This is a genomic window from Mycobacterium lentiflavum (assembly GCF_022374895.2).
Classification (GTDB): Bacteria; Actinomycetota; Actinomycetes; order Mycobacteriales; family Mycobacteriaceae; genus Mycobacterium; species Mycobacterium lentiflavum.
The window spans coordinates 47,286-66,460 of the sequence record NZ_CP092424.2; the positions used below are offsets into that span (position 1 = coordinate 47,286).

At 63.1% G+C, this 19,175-nt stretch carries 19 protein-coding genes and 1 pseudogene; 5 read left to right on the forward strand and 15 right to left on the reverse strand.

Annotated elements, in window-relative coordinates:
* Window positions 1-24: 24 nt before the first annotated feature.
* Together MJO58_RS27680 and MJO58_RS27685 are read left to right on the forward strand one after the other, a co-directional pair.
* The gene (locus tag MJO58_RS27680; protein WP_061559503.1) at window positions 25-408 is read left to right on the forward strand and encodes an ArsR/SmtB family transcription factor; all 384 of its coding nucleotides are present in this window, start codon (window positions 25-27) and stop codon (window positions 406-408) included.
* Window positions 401-2,500 (forward strand): heavy metal translocating P-type ATPase, encoded by a 2,100-nt coding sequence (locus tag MJO58_RS27685; RefSeq protein WP_061559504.1) that lies wholly within the window; start codon window positions 401-403, stop codon window positions 2,498-2,500. The genes MJO58_RS27680 and MJO58_RS27685 overlap by 8 nt, the downstream gene beginning before the upstream one ends.
* Before the next feature lie 134 nt (window positions 2,501-2,634).
* Here MJO58_RS27685 and MJO58_RS27690 read toward each other — a convergent pair whose 3' ends face one another.
* On the reverse strand, window positions 2,635-3,063 hold the full coding sequence (locus MJO58_RS27690; protein WP_084954131.1) for a hypothetical protein: 429 nt from the start codon (window positions 3,061-3,063) through the stop codon (window positions 2,635-2,637).
* Window positions 3,064-3,511: 448 nt separating this feature from the next.
* Here MJO58_RS27690 and MJO58_RS27695 point away from each other — a divergent pair, with 448 nt between their 5' ends.
* Entirely contained in the window at window positions 3,512-3,814 is a 303-nt protein-coding gene (locus MJO58_RS27695) for a hypothetical protein (RefSeq protein ID WP_061559506.1), read from the forward strand.
* Window positions 3,815-3,932: 118 nt separating this feature from the next.
* A complete protein-coding gene (locus tag MJO58_RS27700) occupies window positions 3,933-4,508 on the forward strand; it encodes a hypothetical protein (RefSeq protein ID WP_175364748.1) in 576 nt (191 codons plus the stop codon).
* A gap of 41 nt (window positions 4,509-4,549) precedes the next feature.
* On the opposite strand, the gene MJO58_RS27705 is transcribed toward MJO58_RS27700, so the two are convergent.
* The 10 genes and pseudogenes from MJO58_RS27705 to MJO58_RS27750 form a co-directional block, all read right to left on the reverse strand.
* Window positions 4,550-5,278: an anti-sigma factor family protein gene (locus MJO58_RS27705; protein ID WP_061559507.1), complete on the reverse strand. Its 729-nt coding sequence runs from the start codon at window positions 5,276-5,278 to the stop codon at window positions 4,550-4,552.
* A complete protein-coding gene (locus MJO58_RS29005) occupies window positions 5,278-5,643 on the reverse strand; it encodes a sigma-70 family RNA polymerase sigma factor (RefSeq protein WP_276327253.1) in 366 nt (121 codons plus the stop codon). The genes MJO58_RS27705 and MJO58_RS29005 overlap by 1 nt, the downstream gene beginning before the upstream one ends.
* 687 nt (window positions 5,644-6,330) lie before the next feature.
* Complete coding sequence (locus MJO58_RS27715; RefSeq protein WP_061560258.1) at window positions 6,331-6,708, reverse strand: BlaI/MecI/CopY family transcriptional regulator; 378 nt, start codon at window positions 6,706-6,708, stop codon at window positions 6,331-6,333.
* Between the two features lie 349 nt (window positions 6,709-7,057).
* Window positions 7,058-7,819, reverse strand: coding sequence for a L,D-transpeptidase (locus MJO58_RS27720; RefSeq protein WP_061559509.1), 762 nt, complete (start codon window positions 7,817-7,819; stop codon window positions 7,058-7,060).
* Between the two features lie 97 nt (window positions 7,820-7,916).
* On the reverse strand, window positions 7,917-8,642 hold the full coding sequence (locus tag MJO58_RS27725) for a DUF4396 domain-containing protein (RefSeq protein WP_239723503.1): 726 nt from the start codon (window positions 8,640-8,642) through the stop codon (window positions 7,917-7,919).
* Window positions 8,643-8,730: 88 nt separating this feature from the next.
* The gene (locus MJO58_RS27730) at window positions 8,731-9,849 is read right to left on the reverse strand and encodes an FAD-dependent oxidoreductase (RefSeq protein ID WP_061559510.1); all 1,119 of its coding nucleotides are present in this window, start codon (window positions 9,847-9,849) and stop codon (window positions 8,731-8,733) included.
* A 157-nt stretch (window positions 9,850-10,006) separates the two neighbouring features.
* Window positions 10,007-10,477 carry a putative copper homeostasis (lipo)protein LpqS gene (lpqS, locus tag MJO58_RS29045; protein WP_491562438.1) on the reverse strand — a complete coding sequence of 157 codons (471 nt, stop codon included), beginning with the start codon at window positions 10,475-10,477 and terminating at the stop codon, window positions 10,007-10,009.
* A 202-nt stretch (window positions 10,478-10,679) separates the two neighbouring features.
* The gene (locus tag MJO58_RS27740; RefSeq protein ID WP_239723504.1) at window positions 10,680-12,056 is read right to left on the reverse strand and encodes a copper resistance CopC/CopD family protein; all 1,377 of its coding nucleotides are present in this window, start codon (window positions 12,054-12,056) and stop codon (window positions 10,680-10,682) included.
* A gap of 970 nt (window positions 12,057-13,026) precedes the next feature.
* Complete coding sequence (locus MJO58_RS27745; RefSeq protein WP_175364745.1) at window positions 13,027-13,167, reverse strand: hypothetical protein; 141 nt, start codon at window positions 13,165-13,167, stop codon at window positions 13,027-13,029.
* 225 nt (window positions 13,168-13,392) lie between these two features.
* Window positions 13,393-13,902, reverse strand: a pseudogene (locus MJO58_RS27750) (TSUP family transporter); the annotation flags it as partial.
* 527 nt (window positions 13,903-14,429) lie between these two features.
* On the opposite strand from MJO58_RS27750, the gene MJO58_RS27755 reads away from it, so the two are divergent.
* Entirely contained in the window at window positions 14,430-15,110 is a 681-nt protein-coding gene (locus tag MJO58_RS27755; protein WP_061559513.1) for a response regulator transcription factor, read from the forward strand.
* Window positions 15,111-15,952: 842 nt separating this feature from the next.
* Here the strand turns inward: MJO58_RS27755 and MJO58_RS27760 are convergent.
* From MJO58_RS27760 to MJO58_RS27775, 4 genes are all read right to left on the reverse strand, one after another.
* A protein-coding gene (locus MJO58_RS27760) for an IS3 family transposase (protein ID WP_434086394.1) occupies window positions 15,953-17,373 on the reverse strand; the annotation gives its coding sequence in 2 pieces (ribosomal slippage) (window positions 15,953-17,040 and window positions 17,040-17,373; 1,422 coding nt in all).
* 91 nt (window positions 17,374-17,464) lie between these two features.
* Entirely contained in the window at window positions 17,465-17,983 is a 519-nt protein-coding gene (locus MJO58_RS28865) for a phosphatase PAP2 family protein (protein ID WP_350355928.1), read from the reverse strand.
* A 93-nt stretch (window positions 17,984-18,076) separates the two neighbouring features.
* Window positions 18,077-18,355: a type II toxin-antitoxin system RelE family toxin gene (locus MJO58_RS27770; RefSeq protein WP_084954129.1), complete on the reverse strand. Its 279-nt coding sequence runs from the start codon at window positions 18,353-18,355 to the stop codon at window positions 18,077-18,079.
* Window positions 18,352-18,621, reverse strand: coding sequence for a type II toxin-antitoxin system Phd/YefM family antitoxin (locus MJO58_RS27775; protein ID WP_061559515.1), 270 nt, complete (start codon window positions 18,619-18,621; stop codon window positions 18,352-18,354). Before MJO58_RS27775 ends, MJO58_RS27770 begins: the two co-directional genes overlap by 4 nt.
* Window positions 18,622-19,175: the final 554 nt, after the last annotated feature.

Below are 19,175 nucleotides of genomic sequence, written 5' to 3' on the forward strand. Positions count from 1 at the left end.
ATCAATATACGTTAGTATATACGGATGGGACAGTCTCCGTTGGATACTTGCGACCTCTTGTGCCTGGACCTGCGGCATGCGGAGTCGATTCGAGCGTCGCTGCCGTCCTTGGATCGAATTGAGGTATTCGCCGCTCGCGCCCGAGCATTGAGTGACCCGACGCGACTCACGATTGCGGCTGCCTTGCTGACGGGTGACGAATTGTGCGTGTGCGATGTGGCCTGGGTGGTGGGTCAGGCGCAGAACCTCGTGTCGCATCACTTGCGTCAGCTCAAAGTCGCCAAGCTGGTGTCCTCCCGCCGGTCCGGCCGACTCGTCATGTACCGACTGACCGAACAGGGCCGGGAGCTCACTTCGGCTGTCATGACCTTCTCCGTGTCACCTGTGAAGGAGCGCAACGATGTCTGATGCGTGCTGTGGAAGCGACGAGGCTGACCAACCGCAGGCGGGGCCGGAAAAACTCTGGCAGGTTCGAGAATTGCAGTGGGCGGCGCTGGCCGCCGTTCTGCTCGCATCTGCCTGGTTGATCGAGGTGTTCGGGCGCACTTCAGTGGCCTCGGTGTTGGAATGCGCTTCAGCGGCGGCCGGTGCGGCGTCATTCGTGCCAGGTGCGTTGCGCGGATTGCGGCATGGCCGCATCGGCGTGGGAACGTTGATGACGATCGCCGCGGTGGGCGCGGTCGCGTTGGGCCAGTTTGCCGAGGCGGCGATGCTAGGAGTCTTATTCTCCATTGCTGAGGGGCTTGAACACTACGCGGTGACACGGACCCGCCGCGGCCTTCGCGCTCTGTTGTCGCTGGTGCCACCGACAGTCACCGTGGTGCGCGGCGGCCGCGAAATCACCGTGGCCCCAGAGGATCTCGCGGTCGGCGAGAGGATGGTGCTACGTCCGGGGGAGCGAGCGGCTACCGACGGCATGATCACGGCCGGGCGTACCAGCCTGGACGCATCAGCCATCACCGGGGAGTCGGTGCCGATCGAAGCCGGCCCGGGCGACCAGCTACATGCCGGCGCCATTAACGGCAGCGGCGCTATCGAGGTCGAAGTGACTGCCGCCGCCAACGACAGCTCACTAGCGCGGATTGTCCACATTGTCGAAGACGCTCAGGAACGTAAAGGTGCCGGCCAACGCCTCGCTGATCGGGTCGCTCGGCCTCTGGTGCCGGCGATCATGATCCTGGCCATTGCTGTTGCTGTGTTTGGCGCACTGCTTGGTGATCCGCTGGTCTGGCTGCAGCGCGCCCTCGTTGTGTTGGTGGCCGCGTCGCCGTGCGCCTTGGCGATCGCCGTGCCCCTGACAGTGGTGGCCGCGATCGGCGCCGCGAGCCGGCAAGGCGCGCTCGTGAAGGGTGGGGCTGCGGTCGAAGCGCTGGGTCGGATACGCACCGTGGCGCTCGACAAGACGGGAACCCTCACCCGCAACAGGCCTGAAGTCATCGACACGATCACCATCGGTGACAGCACCGATACCGACGCTCTGCGGGTAGCGGCTGCGTTGGAAGCCCGCAGCGAACATCCACTCGCGCAAGCGATTCTGGCCGCCATAGAGACCAACATCCCGAGCGCCACCGGAGTCACCGCGGTCCCCGGGCACGGATTGACCGGCCAACTCGACGGGATGACGCTGCGGCTGGGCAAACCGGGTTGGATCGACTCAGGACCACTGCGCAGCGAGGTTGATCGGCTGCAAGGGGCCGGAGCAACCGTGGTGTTGCTCGAACGCGACGGCGCCCTTATGGCCGCAATCGCGGTCCGCGACGAACTTCGACCAGAAGCCGCCGAGGTCGTGACTGCGTTGCGTCGTAACGGGTTCGAGGTCGCCATGCTCACCGGCGACAACTCGCGCACCGCCCAGGCCGTGGCTAACAAGGCAGGTATCACCATCGTCCACGCCGACCTGCTACCCGAGGACAAAGCCCGACTGCTGCCCGAATTGGCCCGCGGTAAGCCGATCGCCATGGTCGGCGACGGGATCAACGACGCGCCGGCGCTGGCTACTGCCGACATCGGCATTGCCATGGGCGCCATGGGCACCGACGTCGCGATCGAAGCCGCCGACGTCGCGCTCATGGGCGCGGATCTGCGTCACCTTCCGCAGACCTTGTCTCACGCCCGCCGGGCTCGCCGGATCATGCTGCAGAACATCGTGCTGTCGCTAGCGATCATTACCGTCCTGATCCCGATCGCCGCGTTGGGCCTACTCGGACTGGCCGCAGTGGTGCTCATCCACGAAGCCGCGGAAGTGCTCGTCATCCTCAACGCGATCCGCGCCGCCAAAACACAGCCGTTGCCGGGCGTCGCCTCGGTGGCGCTCAAATTGACGTCGACACCCCATATCAACATTGGTGCACACCCACCGCTAACCGATCCGTGCTGCGGGCCAACCGCCCAGGCATCGCCGGTTGGTGTTCAGACGCTCACGCTCGTCCCAACCGAGCAGGGATCATGCTGCAGCGACGAGTGCGCATGTTGTCACCCGACCGCACCCGACAAGGGATGAACGTGTCGGCGACCTGGGTCGGCACCTAATGGGCTCGCCCGCACGAGGTTGCACTTGCTTAGTGGAGGCTCAATGCGGTGGGCCCGGCAGTGCGCAGCGGCCCGATGCGGTCTGCACCGGATAAGCGGGTGAGCTTAACCGATTTTTGTCAGGGTAAAGGTGTCGCTCGGATCGCTCAGGCCGCAGGGTGCGGTGCTGTCCAAGAAGATCGCAACCCCGGTGAGCGTCAACGGGTCCCACCATTGATCCACGGTGACCGGATGCTGGCTGAGATCGTTGCTGCAGATTGCGCCCGCCGGCATCGTCCGCTTCACGTCGTAACGACCATCAATCAGCGGGGCGTTGAACCCTTGACCTGGACCGGTCGTGACGTGGGCGACGCAGACCTGCTTGCATGTTGTGCTAATCGTCCACGTTCCGGTATCGCCATCCTCGTCGGCGTAGTGGTAGACACCGTTCATCTTGAGGTCATCGGCCGCGGCGAGTGGCTCAGCTTGGGATGCTGGTGGCGACAGCACGCTGGCAAGGAGTGTGGTCGCCGCAACGACTACGCCGATTTTCATAAATTCCGCTCTCGTGTAGAAAGTCTCCTTCCCGGAGAAGACGAGCCAAACGTATCCGCAAACTGGCTGGGATCCTCGGGAGTCGCGTCGGTGCATATCGAATTGAAAGACCGGCGGTGCACAAGGCCGCTGAATTCTAAGAAATCGGCCAGTATTGAGCCGACTACGGTGTCGCATTCGTGTGAAATCAGCACTGCCGAAAGAAACTCATTCCAACGCAGGGGCTTTAATGAGAGCAACTTGGGAGTTGTTCCTGCGGATGACGGTCGCGCGATGGTCGGCGGTGGCTGGATTGCCAAGGGTTGCAAGGGTTGCAAGGGTAATATTCTACTGTGTATGTACATAGACCGTAGATCACTCCGGATGGCCTATGGTCTATTCGAGGAGGAGACATACAGTCGGTGCTGCCGGGGCTCGCGACCCTGGCCTGCGCTGTCGGACGGGGCTAATGATGCGCACCGACGCACGCGATGGCCGGCAGGCGGCCTTGCACTTCCGAACCCGCCTCGTCATGTATCTCTGCATCTTCGACCCATCGATGCGCAACAGGATCGCCTTGGGCGGACAGTTACCCGATCAGCGTGGTTGCAACCACTATGGTGTCGACCGCCACCACGGCGTCGCGGCGATCGTCCTTTGGGCGATCCGGGCCAGGACCTCCCTCCGCTCGTTCAATTCCTGGCCGCCGGGCCATGAGCATGACCCCCGTGAAATGGAGGCTCAAGATGCCGAAAAACGCGCCAGGTGCTAGGCCAAATGGTGCGAGCAGGAGAAAGGGATTCAGTGTCGCGGCACGGAATGCTGTCGCGCGGGCGCGCGGGGTGCGCAGCGGAGGATGGGTACGGATCGTCTTAGCAGGAATCGTTGTCTTGATCGCCATCGTCGTCATCGCGAAATCGGTTCGTTCTCAACAGAATCAAGCAGTTCCTCCGCAGCTGCATAACCCACCCGTTACCACTGTGGTCGGTCGTCAGACGGCTCCGCCGTGGAGCGCTCCGACCGATGCAGCTGCCGCGGTGCGCGCGGCCGGGCTGCCCATGCTCAATCGCGAGGGCACTGTCGAACACATTCATGCCCACCTCGACGTGCGCGTTAATGGGCAACCCGTTGAGGTCCCAGCGATGATCGGTGTCGACCGGGGGGGAATCAGCCCCGTGCACACGCACGACTCGACGGGGGTGATTCATATCGAATCGCCCGTGACGCGGACGTTTACCCTCGGCGAGTTCTTCACCGAATGGGACGTCGGACTGTCCACCGATAGCATCGGCGGTTTGCAGACCGGTAACGGAAAGACGCTGCGGGCCTTCCTCAATGGCAATCCTGTCACCGGCAACCCTGCGGCCCTGCCCATCAACGCGCACGACGAAATCGTGCTGATCTTCGGGGGCGCCCAACGCGGAGAATCCATACCTAGTCACTATGAATTCGCGTCGGGCCAATAGCGTTGCGCCTTGGAAACCGATTGATGCGACGTGCGTCGAAATTATATCGAGCGTTGCAGCATCACGTGACCGTTGTCGGCCAAAACCACCTGTACTGCAGCGATCTGGTTGATCGGCATCGAAACGCTGCCGGTGGGTGTCGCCGTGTGGCCGGGGATGGCCACCCAAGACGCTAGCCGGGTTTGGCTGCCGTCGCGACCTACCACGACCAATGCCACCGTATCGTGGGAGGCATCCGGTGGAGCCATGCACACGAACTTCAGCGCGATGTTTGTACCCCACTGCTCGCCGCTAAGCGATACCGTCGAGGACAGTAGGGTCGTCCCGACCTGGTCCATTGGCAGGGCCGACACGGTCGACTGCCGCGGGGTGGACGTCAAGAAACTGCTGTGAACCCCGATCAGCACACCGATCGTCAGAATGACGGCAGCGGCCGCCCAGCCCATCCAAGTCATCATGCGGGTTCGGCGGCGACGGGAACGCACCGCGGCCTGTAGCGATGGGAGCAACTCCGGCGGCATCTCCGATGCGGCGGATGGCTGGTCTGCCTTGTTGATCGCGGCGATGTCAGTGCGGTCGAGCTGTGACAGCATGGCCGGGATGCCGCTGAGTTCGGCGACGGCTTGTCGGCATTGCGGGCAGCCGGCGATGTGCGCTTCGAAGTCGCGCCGATCGGTGGCGCATAGTGATCCCAAGACGTAGGCGGCATCCCACAGCGCGTGGTGGTGGTTGTCACCAGTCGGGCCGAGCCCGCGTAGCGATGTCCTCATCATCTTCCATCCCCAGCTGCTAGCACGCATTTGGGATTGAGGGCGTGGACGGGCTGGCGGACGGCTTCAGGCTCAAGCCAACCGCCTTGCGCCATTTGGCATTCGCCGCCGATGGGCCTCTGGATGAGTGGCCGCGGGATAACATGAATCGAGACTCCACCGCCGCTGCGGCGATTCCAATGTCTGAAGCAATCTGTGTGGTAGTCGATCCCCGACGGCACGAGCAGTTCGATCACGGCCCGATGCCCGGCCGACGGTTGGCCGATTGCGTCGAGGATCACCAGCTGGCCCAGCGCGGCGCCGATCTCGTCAGGAGTGGTCAGCCGAGGCGTGCTTGAGTTGATGCGTCGCTCGTCGATGAGCATGCCGCGCGCCGTGGTGAACAGCGGCCCTCCCGCCGATCGTTCGGCGGCTGCGGCTCGTGATTGCTCCCGCCTCCGCTGGCGCGCCTCGCGGACGACGTCTTCGGTGCGACACTGGACGCCCGTTAACCCCATTGTGTATCGCCATAAGCCGGGCGGCGCGCTCGTCGAAGAGAGGCGCCATCGCCGCGACTTGCCCCTCCGATCCTGCGGTTGGCTCCTGGCACTCAATCACCTCCTGTTATGACACGAGTTGAGTACCTGGCAAGTTCACCAGCCCAAGCGCTACCATCCTTACTATCTACGATATCTGTACGTAGATAGTAAGCCTCATATTTCGCCGTGGCCACGCTGGTTTCGTCCAACTCCCCGGCGACGCACAAGACGAACGCGATAAATGACGTGCGATCGGGCTGGCTCCTGAAATGGTTGGCCGGGCGCAGCAAGGGCCGCGTCGGCTCCGTTCATTGCGGGCACCGTCCGCCTAACCTACTAACTATGCACATAGGAAGTAGGGATACCTGCTGGACGGCAAGTCGTTGCGGCACCGGCTCTGGCGGCATGACGGGACACGGCGGCATTATGGGGCCACCGTAGCCGCCGACGAACGCGAAGTCACTTCGCACCAATGCCACTGCAAGGCAGCCATATTCGACGTGCTGCAGGCAGAGCCCCTGGGCCCGGCATGGTTTACTTGCGTCGGCGTCGTCTGGGCAGCCGCTGCAACGCAGCACGCAACCGCGCGGATTCTTCTGGGCTGATCTGTTCGAGGAAGTGGCTAAGCACCAGCTCGGAGCGCCCCCCGCCGTCGAGCGCCTCACGCATAAGCCGGGCACTGTGCTGCTCGCGGGTCAACGTCGGCCAGTACCGGTAGGCCTTGCCGTCTCGTTCACGCGCCAGCCACCCTTTGGTGTGCAGGTTGTCCATGGTTGACATGACGGTGGTGTAGGCGATCTCGCGTTGGGCAGCCAGCTCGTCGAAAATTTCGCGGACGCTCGTCGCTCCATCCCGGTCCCAGATGCGGTCGATCACCACGGCTTCCAACTCTCCGAACCCGCGCACCCGCACCGTCACGCCTCCCACCGGCCCCGCATCCCACACCGCGCGATGTACTCAACTACGTATGTGCATAGTAGATTAAACTATGGCGCACACACAATGTCGGGTATCCGACCACGACCGCCGATCTTGGCCGCATGCGCGCGGCCCCAGCCTTGGCAATATATAGGCGCTCCCAGGGCAGGACTTGGCGATTGGGGTTGCGCGCTGTGTCTTATTGGTTTCGTACTTAGACCAGCATTGCTCGTTGGCTGCTAGCTGTCGTGAAGCGGACCTCGTGTAATCGGGTGGTTGGTGCTGCGTGCTGTTGGAGGGGGTTGGTGGGGGTGTGGGTAGGGGCGTCTGGACATCGGACCCGTTATGCGACGACTTGCACGGGATCGCCGATAGTGACGCGTTCGAAGTACCATGCGGCGTTGTCGGGATTGAGGTTGATGCATCCGTGGCTGACATTGGTGTTTCCCTGGGAGGTCACTGACCAGGGTGCTGAGTGCACATACACGCCGCCCCAGGTGACGCGGACCGCGTACTCGACGGTGAGCTTGTACCCCTCTGAAGAGTCCAGCGGGATACCAATGGTTCGCGAATCCATCACTACACTGCGTTGCTTTTCCAGCACCGTGAAGGTGCCGACCGGGGTCGGGCGGCTGGCCTTGCCCAGCGATGCTGGCATGGTCCGAAGTACCTCTCCGTTCCTGCTGACGGTGAATGTGTGTGCGGAGATACTGGCCACTCCCAGCAGCGCATCGCCGGTGTCGAATCCCGTGTCAAGCTCGTGCACGCTTACCGTGACATGGGAGTGCGCGGGCCAGTAGCGAACTGGAACCCACTGCACGACATGGGCATCGACCCACTCGAAGCGACCGGTGATGTCACCCGGTGACGCGACGCGGATGGTCCGCTCGATCGCGGCGCGATCAGTCGCCGGCACTGCCGCGGTGAAGATCACCACGACTGGGTGCCCTACGCCTACAAGCGCCCCATTGGCGGGAAGGATCGCGGCAACGCGCGGTGCCCCGTCAGGGGAGGGGACGGCCGCCGAACTGGAAATCGGGGGGCGGGCCGCTGCCATCACCGCCAAGGCGACCACAACGGCGAGATAACGAACCGATCGACGCATCACATTCACCCTCCTTCTGCTCGGTACTGCGGTGGCGGCCGAGTTACCGATCGAACACATCGACACTGTCAGGCAGCGCCGACAGCACGGGTTTGAGCTAGCGTGCCCTCTCAACTAGCTCTGTGTCGGTGATCTCGGCCGGGCTCAGCGACTTGGTTGCGTCGTTCTTGAGCCACCACCACACCACGGGATAGGCGGTCGCGAAGCCCAGCCACATGCCGGCCCACATGATCAGCCACAGCGCCATCGACGTGCCCGAATACTTCAATACAAAGGCCACAAACAGCATCGAGGCGCCCATGCCGACGTCGAATGCAAGGATCGCGAGCGTGGAGAGCAGCGATGCGGCCCGCAGCCGCTGACCGGCGGTCTGCGCTGAGCCGGTGCGTGAGAGCCAGTGGTATTCGAAGGCAATTAGCAGCGGCAGGGCGAACGCCGCAATCAGTAAGATCATCGGCCACACGGCCTGGTGGGCGATGGTCACGCCGGTCCACATCACTAGCGGCATGGCGATCGCGTGCCCAATCATTGACGCGGCGCCACCGGGAATAGTTGCGACTGCGACCGTCGCGGGAAATCCCAATCGAGGCGGTTCCCCGTGTTGCCGTTGCCATTTCCGGGTCGCTGGTCGGCCCCAACGGTAGTAGGCCAGTAATGCGAACGGGCCGGCATAAATCGCGGTGATCGGCCACACGGCCTCCATCGCGTGCACGGGCTGCCGATGACCGCCAACGTAGATGTCGGCGAGAATGACACCGGCCAGCACGACCCCGACGCTCGTCACCACCCAGCCCAATACCGTCACCCACTCTGGGGCGGGCATAGCCATCATCATCATTATCTTGGTCCTTTCCCTTTCGATCGAACAACGAACTTCCGCCGGCACTTTCGGCGGCCTCGCCACGGCAGTCTCAGACGGCAGCCTGCCGCACTAGCATCGCGCCGGCTAGGTCGGCAACGTCGTGAGCACAACCCCACGACAAAGTCACGCCCGCACCGCCGTGACCGTAGTTGTGCACGATCCGAGTGCCAGGCTGCATTTCGAGTCGCACACCTCCTTCACGGAACGGCCGCAACCCCACCCGCAGAGGGTCGACCGGATCCAGCCGGGCACCGCGCAAAATCGGCAGGAACTCTGTGCAACGCTCGAGCATCTCGCGCAGCGGCGGATAGGTGTCCAGGGTGAGATTCGTGTCGTATTCACCGGGTTCGACGAGCCCACCCAGCAACAGCCGGTCAGCTCCACGCGGCACGATGAAGACCATGTTCTGGTCGTCGCTACCGGTGTTGTTGGCTACCGCATGGGCCGCCGTCACCGGTGGTATCGACGACCCGTCGTTGATCACACGCAGCAGCGCTCCACGGTGCGGGTCCATGGCCCGGTCGCCGGCCAGCTGACGCGCTCCCAGGCCGCTGCAGTTGACGATGAGGTCAGCTCCGTATTCGGAAAGCAACCGATCCTCGTGTTCCTCGAGCGGACCGGAGATACTTGCCCGGATGGCCTTGACACCCTCGGCCTCGGCTTGGCTGGCCAGCCAGGTTAGGTATCTGTCGGTATTTATGGTGGGTGCCAAATGCGAATACGCGTCGACGACCCCGGCGTTCGGGTTGACACCGTGGGCTTCGATCAGTGCGGCGTCATGCACGAACCCCGGTACATACTTTTCGAGCTCGAGCATTTTCTCTAACTCGGCCGGATCCTCGCGCACGGAGCGGGAGAAGTAGAAGACCGCGGGCCGAAGACTTACCCCGGTGCGCGGATCGGCGGCAAGCCTCATGAAACGCTCATAGGAATGCATTGCCCAACCGGCTGAACGGGCAAGCACAGCCTGGTCATCGTGATGGCGGCCGCACACCGAGGGAGGCCATTCCCACAGCGCACCAGCCACTGTCGACACCGTGTCGGAGCCGAACCGGTCGGCGACCACAGCGACTCGCCAGCCCTGGCGAGCCAGCACCAACGCGGTGGTCCACCCGCTCACTCCGGCACCAATGACCAACGCACCTGGCTGGTCCTTGCGTGCCGTCACCAACGCAGCTCTCGCCGCTGCTTGACCCTGGAATGTAGACGCGACAAAACTCATGAATTTCTCGTTTCTGTTTCAACGCCGCAACCTGCGCGGCGACGGATCCGGACAACACCAACGAGCCGAAGCATTCAGCGCAACAGCTTGAGGGGCTGACCTATCAGATACGAGCGGTACAGAATTGGATCAAAATACTTCGGCCCGAACAGCCTCTAATGGCGTATAAGGCGCGAAAAAAAGGAGGACCGCGCGTCGGCGGAATCGCTGACCCTGCCATCACGCCAGCCAAAGCCGCTATTGCGACAGTGACGACAAACCCAGCTGCGCCCGTTGTCGGTGACATCCGTAGGCATCCGCCGACGATCGGCGTCGATGCGTGCGCGTTCGACACCTGGGACGCCGTGACGCCGCTCATTTCGTGGCCGGCCTGGGTCGTCGACCCGGACGCCACTGCTGGCGCCGCGCTAGTCATATGAACGAAGTGGCACCCAGCGCCCAGGCTCACCGCCCAAAAGAGCACGGCGACTGCGCTTACATAGCGCAGCCACAGCCGTGAGCGGGCTCCCCGGGAACTCATGATGATGGCGATCATATCACCCCCGGGGGGTATACAACAGACACAACTCGCCATCTTGAGCGAACATTTCTGCGGCGCATTGGATCCAACTGGGCGCTAATCCGACGCGCAAATCAGGCCATCGGGTCGTCACACCCTGAACTCAGCTACCCCACCAGGTGTGCCATACGCTGCGCATCGACCACTCCGATTCGACGTCGGCGGTCGCTAGCTAGGACCGGTTACGCCGGATCGACGTCGATGGGAAGTTTCTCGCCTAACCGTCAGACCGGGCCCACAGAATGGTTTCGCGCAGGGCGATCTTGCTGGCGGGCGGTTTCCGCGGAGCGTCAGCGGTCGGGCTAGTTGCGACAGGGACCACCGGCTCATGGCGGGGTGGCGACGCGGGCTGCGGCTCTGTGAGGTGTGCTTGGCCGCTGGGGGGCGGCGTGGAAATCAAAAGAGCGCTGGTGGCGAGCACTGCGGCCAGCAATCCAGTCTCGACACGTATAATGTTGCCTAGCAACGAGATTCGCATATTTTCACGGTGAATGAGCCGACCCGCCAGAGCCGTCAACGATGCGGCCGCCACGAGGGTCAATTTGATCAGTAACACCCGCCCGTAGGTCGTCGATATCAGCTGAGGTAGTGAGACGACGGCTAACGCCGTGAGGATCCCGGTGGCGACGACAAGTAGATAGGACCACAGGGCTATTCGGACGTAGCACGTCATCACCGAGCGCGCCGCTACCCTTTGGTGTCGCCACGCCAGGACGGCTCGAGTGGTGTGTAGCAGCGCACCCACCCACACCGTGACGGCGGCCAGATGCACGCTTACGAGTACCGCTCCCCAGAGCCCGTGATTAATGGTGGCGTGCGAACGGATGCCCTCCGCCGCAATGACAATAGCTAGCGGCGCAAGAGCCCAGCGGCCAAATTTGGCAAAAGCGGCCGCGGTCACGAGACCTGCTCCTTGCACCAGCAAAACGGCCCCAGCGCGGCCCTGCCATACCGCAGCGAAGGCGCCAGCATCGCTAACGCGCTGTATCAACAGACCGATCACCGCCACCATTGCCAAGGCCACGCCCGCAGGCACCCACGAGGGCAGCCGGGGGAGTGCGGGCTGCTCCTGGCGGACGGCGTCGGTGGCGCGCTGTGCGACCAGGCTGCCCACGGCGATGGCTAACCCGGTGAGCAGCAGCCACCGAAGCAGGCCTGTATCCCAGTCCGGACCGGTGTTCGCGCGCCGGCCCAGACCCGGGGTCCCGGTGACTCCGACCGCGAAACTGAATTCCTCTTCGGTCTCATCTCCGTCGCTGCCGGTCACTCGCCACCGCACGGTATAGACGCCCGGCACAAGAGGCCGCTGGGGCTTTGTCGTCATTGCAGTACCGTCGCGCTCGCTGCGCGCCGCTCCTACCGGCACCTGCCGTCCCGAGCCGTCGAGCAGGGTGATCGCGTCGGGCGCGCAAGTCACGGCCTCGTTGAAAAATAAGGTGATCGACGCGGGCGAGACACTCACAGTGGATTGGCTTGCCGGGTCAGCCGACACCAAAGTTGGGTGCGCCCACGCAACGCCCGCGCCTACGCCGGCCACCGCCAGCGCGGCGGCGACGCCAGCACCGGCTATCAGGCGGCGCAGCCAGGTGGTCACAGCACCGGTCTGGCGCCGCGACACACCCTGTGCAGGTGAATGTTTGACCCAGACATTGAATCGCAACGCTCCAATCTGGCCGATAACTTGCTCGATATACCTGAGCACGTTGCCTAGTCCGCCCACCTCATCAGCACTGCGTGAGCGCGCCGGCTTCGAACGCGGCTCCCCGTGACTGCCGGTCGCCACCATGGCCCGAGCCGCGGCAGCCGCGGGCCGGGGGAGCGGGTATGACGACCGGTTCTGCGGCAAGACCCGAGGTGTCTTTCCGGCCCCGCCGACACACTTTCGCGACCATCGCAGATCGAACATTCGCTTGACTGCAGTCCAGGGGCCTCAGCAGGTTCCCGCGCCGGCATGACCAAAGACACTGGCGCACCGCCTCGTTCATGCATTTCGTAGGATTTAGCGACTGTCCACCGCTACTACTATAGGGGGGTAGGCTATGTAGTGCGAGGAAATACGTGCTGTGTTTACACTAGTCATTCTCGGATCGCGGGTTGACGGCCCGGCGGTGCGGCGACTGCGAGACTGTACGCGTCCAAGTCGCAGTTCGAGGACACTAAAGCGTCAAACGGTTGAAGGTGAAGGATTTAACACCTCGTCGAGAAGGGCGCGGGCGAGCGTACGTATTATTCGGCTGATTGTGGCTTTCGCACGTAGCTCGCATAGCTTGCTCCAGATGACGCGCCCGCGGCTACGACACTACTACCGTGCCGGAGTATTGCCAGTCGACATGAAGGGCGCCCGATCCCCGGCACATCCCGCGTGGTCACAAAATGCTAATCAGCGGAAGTTATCGTTGTCGGCTTCTGCCTCTGGACCCCAACACCGATCAGGAACCAACCTCAGCCTTGGCGCCTATTTGGATAGGACTTAGGTCCCGCAGCTCGCCGGGCGCCCGCCTGCTCACGCCCCACGGTGGGATCGAGGTTGACCCACCCAACGGATCCGGGCCCGACCGGCTCGGTCACCGGACGCCGTCAAGATCGGAGTCCGGCGCCGACCAGCTGTCGGCTTCATCGCGCCAGCCGCGCAGCGAGTCCTCGTCGGCGCTGCTCAGTGCCGTTGCAAAGGCCGCCAGGCGCCGGCTGCGGTCGTGTTCGTCCATCACATGCTCCACGAAGCTCTGCAAGGTTTGGTGTCGCTGCGCAGTCGCGGCGGTAATGCGATCACGCAGTGGCTTGGTGACTTTGATGGTGGTGACATCGGCCGTCCACAGGCGCCGCAGTTAGTAAGAAGCATGAATCTGTAGTGGTGTATCCCGTGATGACCGCAGTACTCGGAGGGGGTTGCGCCGGAACCCTCGAATTGAGGACGGGCCCAGCGGCCAGCCGTGCCGCCACACCTTGACCGCTGAGAACAGCAATAGCAACGCCAGCAACGGAATCAGGACCGCGCTGGGGATCGCTCCGAGCAACAACCCACCCACGATGGTGCCCAGGATCGACCCCACCGACATCACCACCACGAACCGAGCATTGAACCGAAGCACGCTAGAGCTCTGATCCCGGCTGTAGCGGGCGAAAGCCACCACCATCGTCGGTATGGACACGGCCAACGACAAGCTGCCGGCAGGCTTGATGTCTATGGCGTAGAGCAACGCGATCGTCGGGATGAGCAACTCGCCACCAGCCACCCCCATCAGTGACGCGACGACGCCGATCCCATACCCGGCAATCACACCAGCAACAGTGCGGGTTACAGAATCCAGTTGCAGGGATCCGAGATGCCTGAAGTGGTTGACTGACAACACAATTGCGATCAATACCAGCAGTGCCAAAGTTTTGTGCAGCGTTTCCGAACGCATCTTGGTCGCCCAGGTGGCGCCCACCAACGCGCCGATGGCAGCATCTGGGTGCTGTCAGTTTGGCACCGAACCCTCGTGGTCGCCGACCACATCGACAGCCCGCTGCCAAATTGGGCACCGGGGTGTACGTACTGACCGTTACGAATTTCGGGGATACCTGCTACGGGCCGGGAGTACACCGTCTCGGTCTGCGACAGCTACGAGGCTGCGCGTGCGGCCGCCGGCGGGACTGCCGGCCGTGGACGATCTGATGGTTGACACGCGGCATTGGTCTCGGGTGGACGCGGATGTGGTTGCCGCTCGCGGCGTGTTCGTCGACGCTGATGGGGTGGCTCTGTTTGGGTTCCTCACATCACCCGTGAATTCTGATCGCGCGACGCAGCGAGGCCCCCGCGTGCGCGGCGATCGCATCCCCGAGTGAGTCCAGCACGACGGCTCGGACGTGGGACATGCGACCAGCCTGACCGCCGGGTGCTGTGGAGACGCTGAGAACGCCGTCGACAGCTTCGGCGGACTCTGCTGTACTGGGGGTCATCGAAGCGACCGGCCGGGGAGGGGGTGTCGTGCGAGTCTTGCTCGTCGAGGACGAGACCAGACTGGCCGAGACATTGCGTCGCGGTCTGGTCGCCGAGGGATTCGTCGTCGACGTCGAACACGATGGCCACGACGGATTGGCCGCAGCCGCGGCGGGTGAGTTCGATGTTTTGGTGCTCGACATCACGCTTCCCAGTCTCAGCGGCTATCAGGTCCTGCGGGAGCTACGGGCGAGGCAGGTGTGGACACCGGTGCTGATGCTGTCGGCCAAGGATGGCGAATACGATCTGGCCGATGCGTTCGATAGCGGCGCCGACGACTACCTGGCTAAACCGTTCTCCTTCGTGGTCCTGCTGGTGCGACTGCGCGCCCTGCTACGACCCGGCGGACCCGAACGCCCGACCGTGCTGACCGCGGGAACGCTGTCACTGGATCCGGCCCACCGCAGAGTGACCCGCGGCCAGACGGTGCTCACCTTGACTCCACGTGAGTACAGGGTGCTGGAGTTTTTATTGCGCCACAAGGGCGATGTGGTCACCGAGTCCGAAATCCTGCGGTCGGTGTGGGATTCCAACTATGAGGGCGACTACAACGTCGTCGAGATTTACATCGGCTATCTGCGGGACAAGATCGACATACCGTTCGGGGTGACCACCATCGAAACCGTGCGCGGCGCCGGCTACCGACTCGTCTGCGATGCCGAGCCCTGACCTGTGCAGGCCGAACCTTGTTGTTGCGGCGGTCGTGTCAGCAAAAACACCAAGCCACCCCAACCGCGAGGCCCGTCAACGGCAGTCTCGCCTCTTGTCGGCGCCAGCGGCGGCTTCCTCCACATTGTTTGAGGTGTGGAGGCAACCATGAGGACCTCACAAGAGCCGACGGTCTCGCTCGCGCGGTATCAGGCCAACCGCTGGCTACTTCTCGGTAATCGTCCACACGACTGATGATCACGAATGGGCATTTCGGCCCCAGCGCCCTATTGACCGGTCCCGCAGCCGATCTTGTCCGTTGGCTGGCCGGCCCGCGCTGATTTGCCCCGCTCATCGTCGAGGTTGAGGCGGCAGTCGCTGGAGAGCTCCGTGCATCCGTTGGGAAGATCTGACTGTCGCTTCCGGCCCCGCAGTCAGAGCTGTTTGCGCCCTTGTGCAGCGCCCGATGGTTCGTCGGATGCACACCGGGCCGCCTAACTGCATCGCCTCGGGCCGTACCGCCAGGACGACACCGATCGCCGATTCGTCTGATGAATCAACGGGCAGACATCCGGATACTGGCGCGGCCGAGTCGAATATGGTTGCGCGAGTGCGCAAGAGCGACGACCGCCAATTGTCGATATGCAGTGTAAATCTGAAATGCACTGCGGGCCAACGACACTCGTCCCATAATGGAAACGGTATCATCAAGTGATCTATTCGCAGAATATGTGAATACCCAACTTACTACTGATCACCCTCGATATTTGATCTCGTCGCATTCCTCTGTAGGGGCGCAGGTCCTGTTCGGTGTTGGTCGGCTCGGAATTTGTCAACCTGAATGAGGCACCGTTGAGGGGTATTTACTGAGTGGCCTCCTCGGTGTCGTCTGGTTTGTTGATCCACGAACCGTTGGGCAGTTTCGGTGGTTTGGGAGGCTTGCGCACGAACCGTTCTGGGTGTGCGGCGTAGGCGGTGTCGAGCACGCCGGCGCGCTTCTCGCGGACGATGACGGCGGTGCCGTAATGCACGTCGGCGGGAACGTGTAAGCCCAGCCCGGTATGGCGATGTTCATCGTTGTACCAGCCGAAGAAGATCTGGCAGTGCCGACGGGCGGCCTCGATCGAGTCGAACCAATCAGGGAAGTCGGGCCGATACTTCAGTGTCTTGAATTGCGCCTCGCTGAACGGGTTGTCGTCGGAGACGTGCGGGCGTGAGTGCGACTGGGTGACGCCCAGGTCGGCGAGCAGGAACGCCACCGGCTTGGAGGTCATCGACGAGCCACGGTCGGCGTGGATGGTCAACTGGTCGCGGCCGATACCCTGCTTGGCGCATGTCTGGCGGATCAACACCTCGGCCAGCGCCGCAGACTCCCGGTGCGCGACCATCCATCCGACCGCGTAGCGGGAGAAGATGTCCAAGATCACGTAGAGGTAGTAGTACGTCCACTTTGCCGGGCCGCGCAGCTTGGTGATGTCCCATGACCAGACTGAATTTGGCTGGCGTGCAACTAATTCCGGCTTCACCGTCGCGGGGTGGGCGGCTTGGCGGCGCCGCTCCTTGCTTTCACCGGCTTGGCGCAGCAGCCGGTAGAAGGTCGAGATCGAGCCCAGATAGCGGCCTTCGTCGAGCAGTGTGGCCCACACCTCGGTCGGCGAGGTGTCGACGAAGCGCTCGCTGTGCAACTCAGCCAGGATCGCGGCCCGCTCAGTCTCAGACAACGCGCGAGGCTGCGGTCGGTCCTTGTGGCCGATCGGCGCCGGCCGCTGCGGTGGCGGGCTGTGCCGGTGTCGGCGGTAGTAGCTGGCTTGGGCGACACCGACGACATCGCAGGCGTTGCGTACGCCGATCTTGGGCGCCAGCTCAGCGATCGCTGCGTCGCTCACTTCATCGACCCGTTCTCGGGCTCCGCGCTCTCGGAGAGCGTCTCCAAGAGCGCGTGCAGTTTTGCCTGCACATCCACCACGAAGCGGGTCTTGGCCAGCTCCTGCTCCAGTTGGCGCTTCTCGGCCTCCAGCCGGGTGATCCGCTCGGCCTGTGGGTCGCGCCGCTTACGTCCGCGCGGAACGGCCAAGCCAGCCAGCGCGCCAGCGTCGCGGGCCTGCCGCCACTGCACAATGTGGCTGGAATACAAGCCCTCCCGGCGCAACAGCGCACCCTTCTCACCTTCGGGAGCAGCGTCGTAAGCGGCCAGCATCTCCAGCTTGTACTTCGCGGTGAACCTCCGGCGCCGGGCACGCTCGGGCACCTCAGGGTCAGGACGTTCCATCCCAGCGTCATTCATCCGACCAGGATCTTCGATCCCGGTCGCTCGGACCAATGCGGTCACCTTGTTCGTCATCTCGGGGAAGCTCTCCATCCCCGCCCTCGGGTCACTAATTGTCAGGGGGCAGGTGCCTCAACTCAGGTTGGCAGAGAGGGGCTGACGCTGGAGGCGGGCGGTGAGAATCTAGGGACAAGGGAGTGGATGTTAATGCTGGAATGACACCAGCGGTTCGACGTCTATCGGCCTGGCGGCCCCGGGGTCTGCCGCCGGCGCTCGACATCACCCAGACCGTGCACGCCAGCCACGCCACGGCGAACGCCCACCCGCCGAAAACATCAGTGGGCCAATGTATCCCAAGGTAGACCCGGCTTGCCCCCACCGCCGCCGCGTAGCCGATGACGAGCGCGAAGAGCAGCGGCCGCCCAGCACCGCGTCGGCCCAGCCGGGCGGCGACGAGCCATCTGACGATCCCGGCGGCTACGGCAGCGTCAGTCGAGTGCCCGGATAGGAAGGAGAATCCTGACGCGTGATACCCCGGCTCCGGCGCTGCTCCCTTGTTGTGTCCAAAATGCCGCTCGCAGATGTTGGCGGTGTCGCGGTTCGGGGTGGAGATCGACCAGTCTCCCATCTTCTCCCGGACTGCCGCGTGCGGGTTCGGTGACCTCGTTTCGTCACAGTGACGGAACGGGCAGCCGGAAGGGGGGTGGGCTCGTGACCACGGTTATCGGCGGTAGACGTGCGCACGGTGCTCGATGCGTCCGACATAGAGCACGTTATCGTCGGAGAGGATCCGGAAGGTCACCCGATAGTCGCCTCGCCGCGCCACCCGCCAGCCCTCGAACTGGAAGCGAAGTGGTTTGGACATCCGCAGGGGATCGGCGGGCAGTGCGACCGTGATGAATTCGGCAATTGCCGCAGCAACTTTGTGCGGTAGCCGCTCGAGAGCTCGCGCCGCCGCAGGTGAGACTTGAACTGACCACGCGTCGTCGTTTTCGGTCACTGCAGACCGTAGCGACGACGAATGTCGTTGCCGCTGACCGTGTTGCCGGCGGCGTAATCAGCGTCGGCCTGGGCTAGTTCGTCGGCGAGACCGGGGGTTCCAAGCGCATGAAGCGTCTCGTTGAGAGAGTCCAAGTCGTCAGCGGACATGATCACCGCGGCGACGCGACCGTGTCGGGTGATCTGAATGATCTCGTGCGTCGTGTCGGCCTCGTCGACCAGTGCCGACAGTTTGTCCTTGGCCTCTGAAAGAGGTACCTGCTTCATATCGCTATTATAGCCTGTATTATAGCCCGTGGATAGCCAGAGTATTAGCCGATAAGCTATCTTATGTCAGGTAATCGCCGGCGCGGCGACGTTACCCGTTGTGCTGCAACGGTATTCACGATTTGCGGATTTGCCGATAACTCTCAGTCGTTGTCTACGATAGATCGGCGGCCGCCGGCTTGTCCCCCGCGCTGCTAGTCCCTAGTTGTCAGTAGTCGACTGATTGACACAGAGGGTGAGGTGCTCCGACCAGTGCCATTTGACGGCTCCTCCCCCAGCGGGGGACTGGCGCGCATATCGTCAAAGGCAGCAACTTACACCCGGAAGATCTACTCCGGCCATCGAGTCGCCCACACAGCAGATATCGCAATAACCGACGTTGTGTCAGCTACTTGGGTCTTCCGTTGTTCCGCAACGTATTTCAGATTCAAATATTGCTAATAATTTGAGTATGCTCGCGCCATATCCCCGCGCAAGCAGATTCGCCTGGTTTTGCGGGTATCTGGATGCGGCCTGAGGAAATGCCATTCGTTCGTGGAGTTGGCGGTTGTCGC

What these genes read in the sequence shown, in the direction of transcription:
- MJO58_RS27690 (WP_084954131.1), bottom strand. Translation starts at nt 3,063, where the DNA reads ATGAAAATCGGCGTAGTCGTTGCGGCGACCACACTCCTTGCCAGCGTG.
- MJO58_RS27685 (WP_061559504.1), top strand. Translation starts at nt 401, where the DNA reads ATGTCTGATGCGTGCTGTGGAAGCGACGAGGCTGACCAACCGCAGGCG.
- MJO58_RS29005 (WP_276327253.1), bottom strand. Translation starts at nt 5,643, where the DNA reads ATGCTCATCGACGAGCGACGCATCAACTCAAGCACGCCTCGGCTGACC.
- MJO58_RS27725 (WP_239723503.1), bottom strand. Translation starts at nt 8,642, where the DNA reads ATGCCCGCCCCAGAGTGGGTGACGGTATTGGGCTGGGTGGTGACGAGC.
- MJO58_RS28865 (WP_350355928.1), bottom strand. Translation starts at nt 17,983, where the DNA reads ATGGGAGACTGGTCGATCTCCACCCCGAACCGCGACACCGCCAACATC.
- lpqS (WP_491562438.1), bottom strand. Translation starts at nt 10,477, where the DNA reads ATGGCGAGTTGTGTCTGTTGTATACCCCCCGGGGGTGATATGATCGCC.
- MJO58_RS27695 (WP_061559506.1), top strand. Translation starts at nt 3,512, where the DNA reads ATGATGCGCACCGACGCACGCGATGGCCGGCAGGCGGCCTTGCACTTC.
- MJO58_RS27705 (WP_061559507.1), bottom strand. Translation starts at nt 5,278, where the DNA reads ATGAGGACATCGCTACGCGGGCTCGGCCCGACTGGTGACAACCACCAC.
- MJO58_RS27680 (WP_061559503.1), top strand. Translation starts at nt 25, where the DNA reads ATGGGACAGTCTCCGTTGGATACTTGCGACCTCTTGTGCCTGGACCTG.
- MJO58_RS27775 (WP_061559515.1), bottom strand. Translation starts at nt 18,621, where the DNA reads ATGAAGCAGGTACCTCTTTCAGAGGCCAAGGACAAACTGTCGGCACTG.
- MJO58_RS27720 (WP_061559509.1), bottom strand. Translation starts at nt 7,819, where the DNA reads ATGCGTCGATCGGTTCGTTATCTCGCCGTTGTGGTCGCCTTGGCGGTG.
- MJO58_RS27745 (WP_175364745.1), bottom strand. Translation starts at nt 13,167, where the DNA reads ATGGACGAACACGACCGCAGCCGGCGCCTGGCGGCCTTTGCAACGGCA.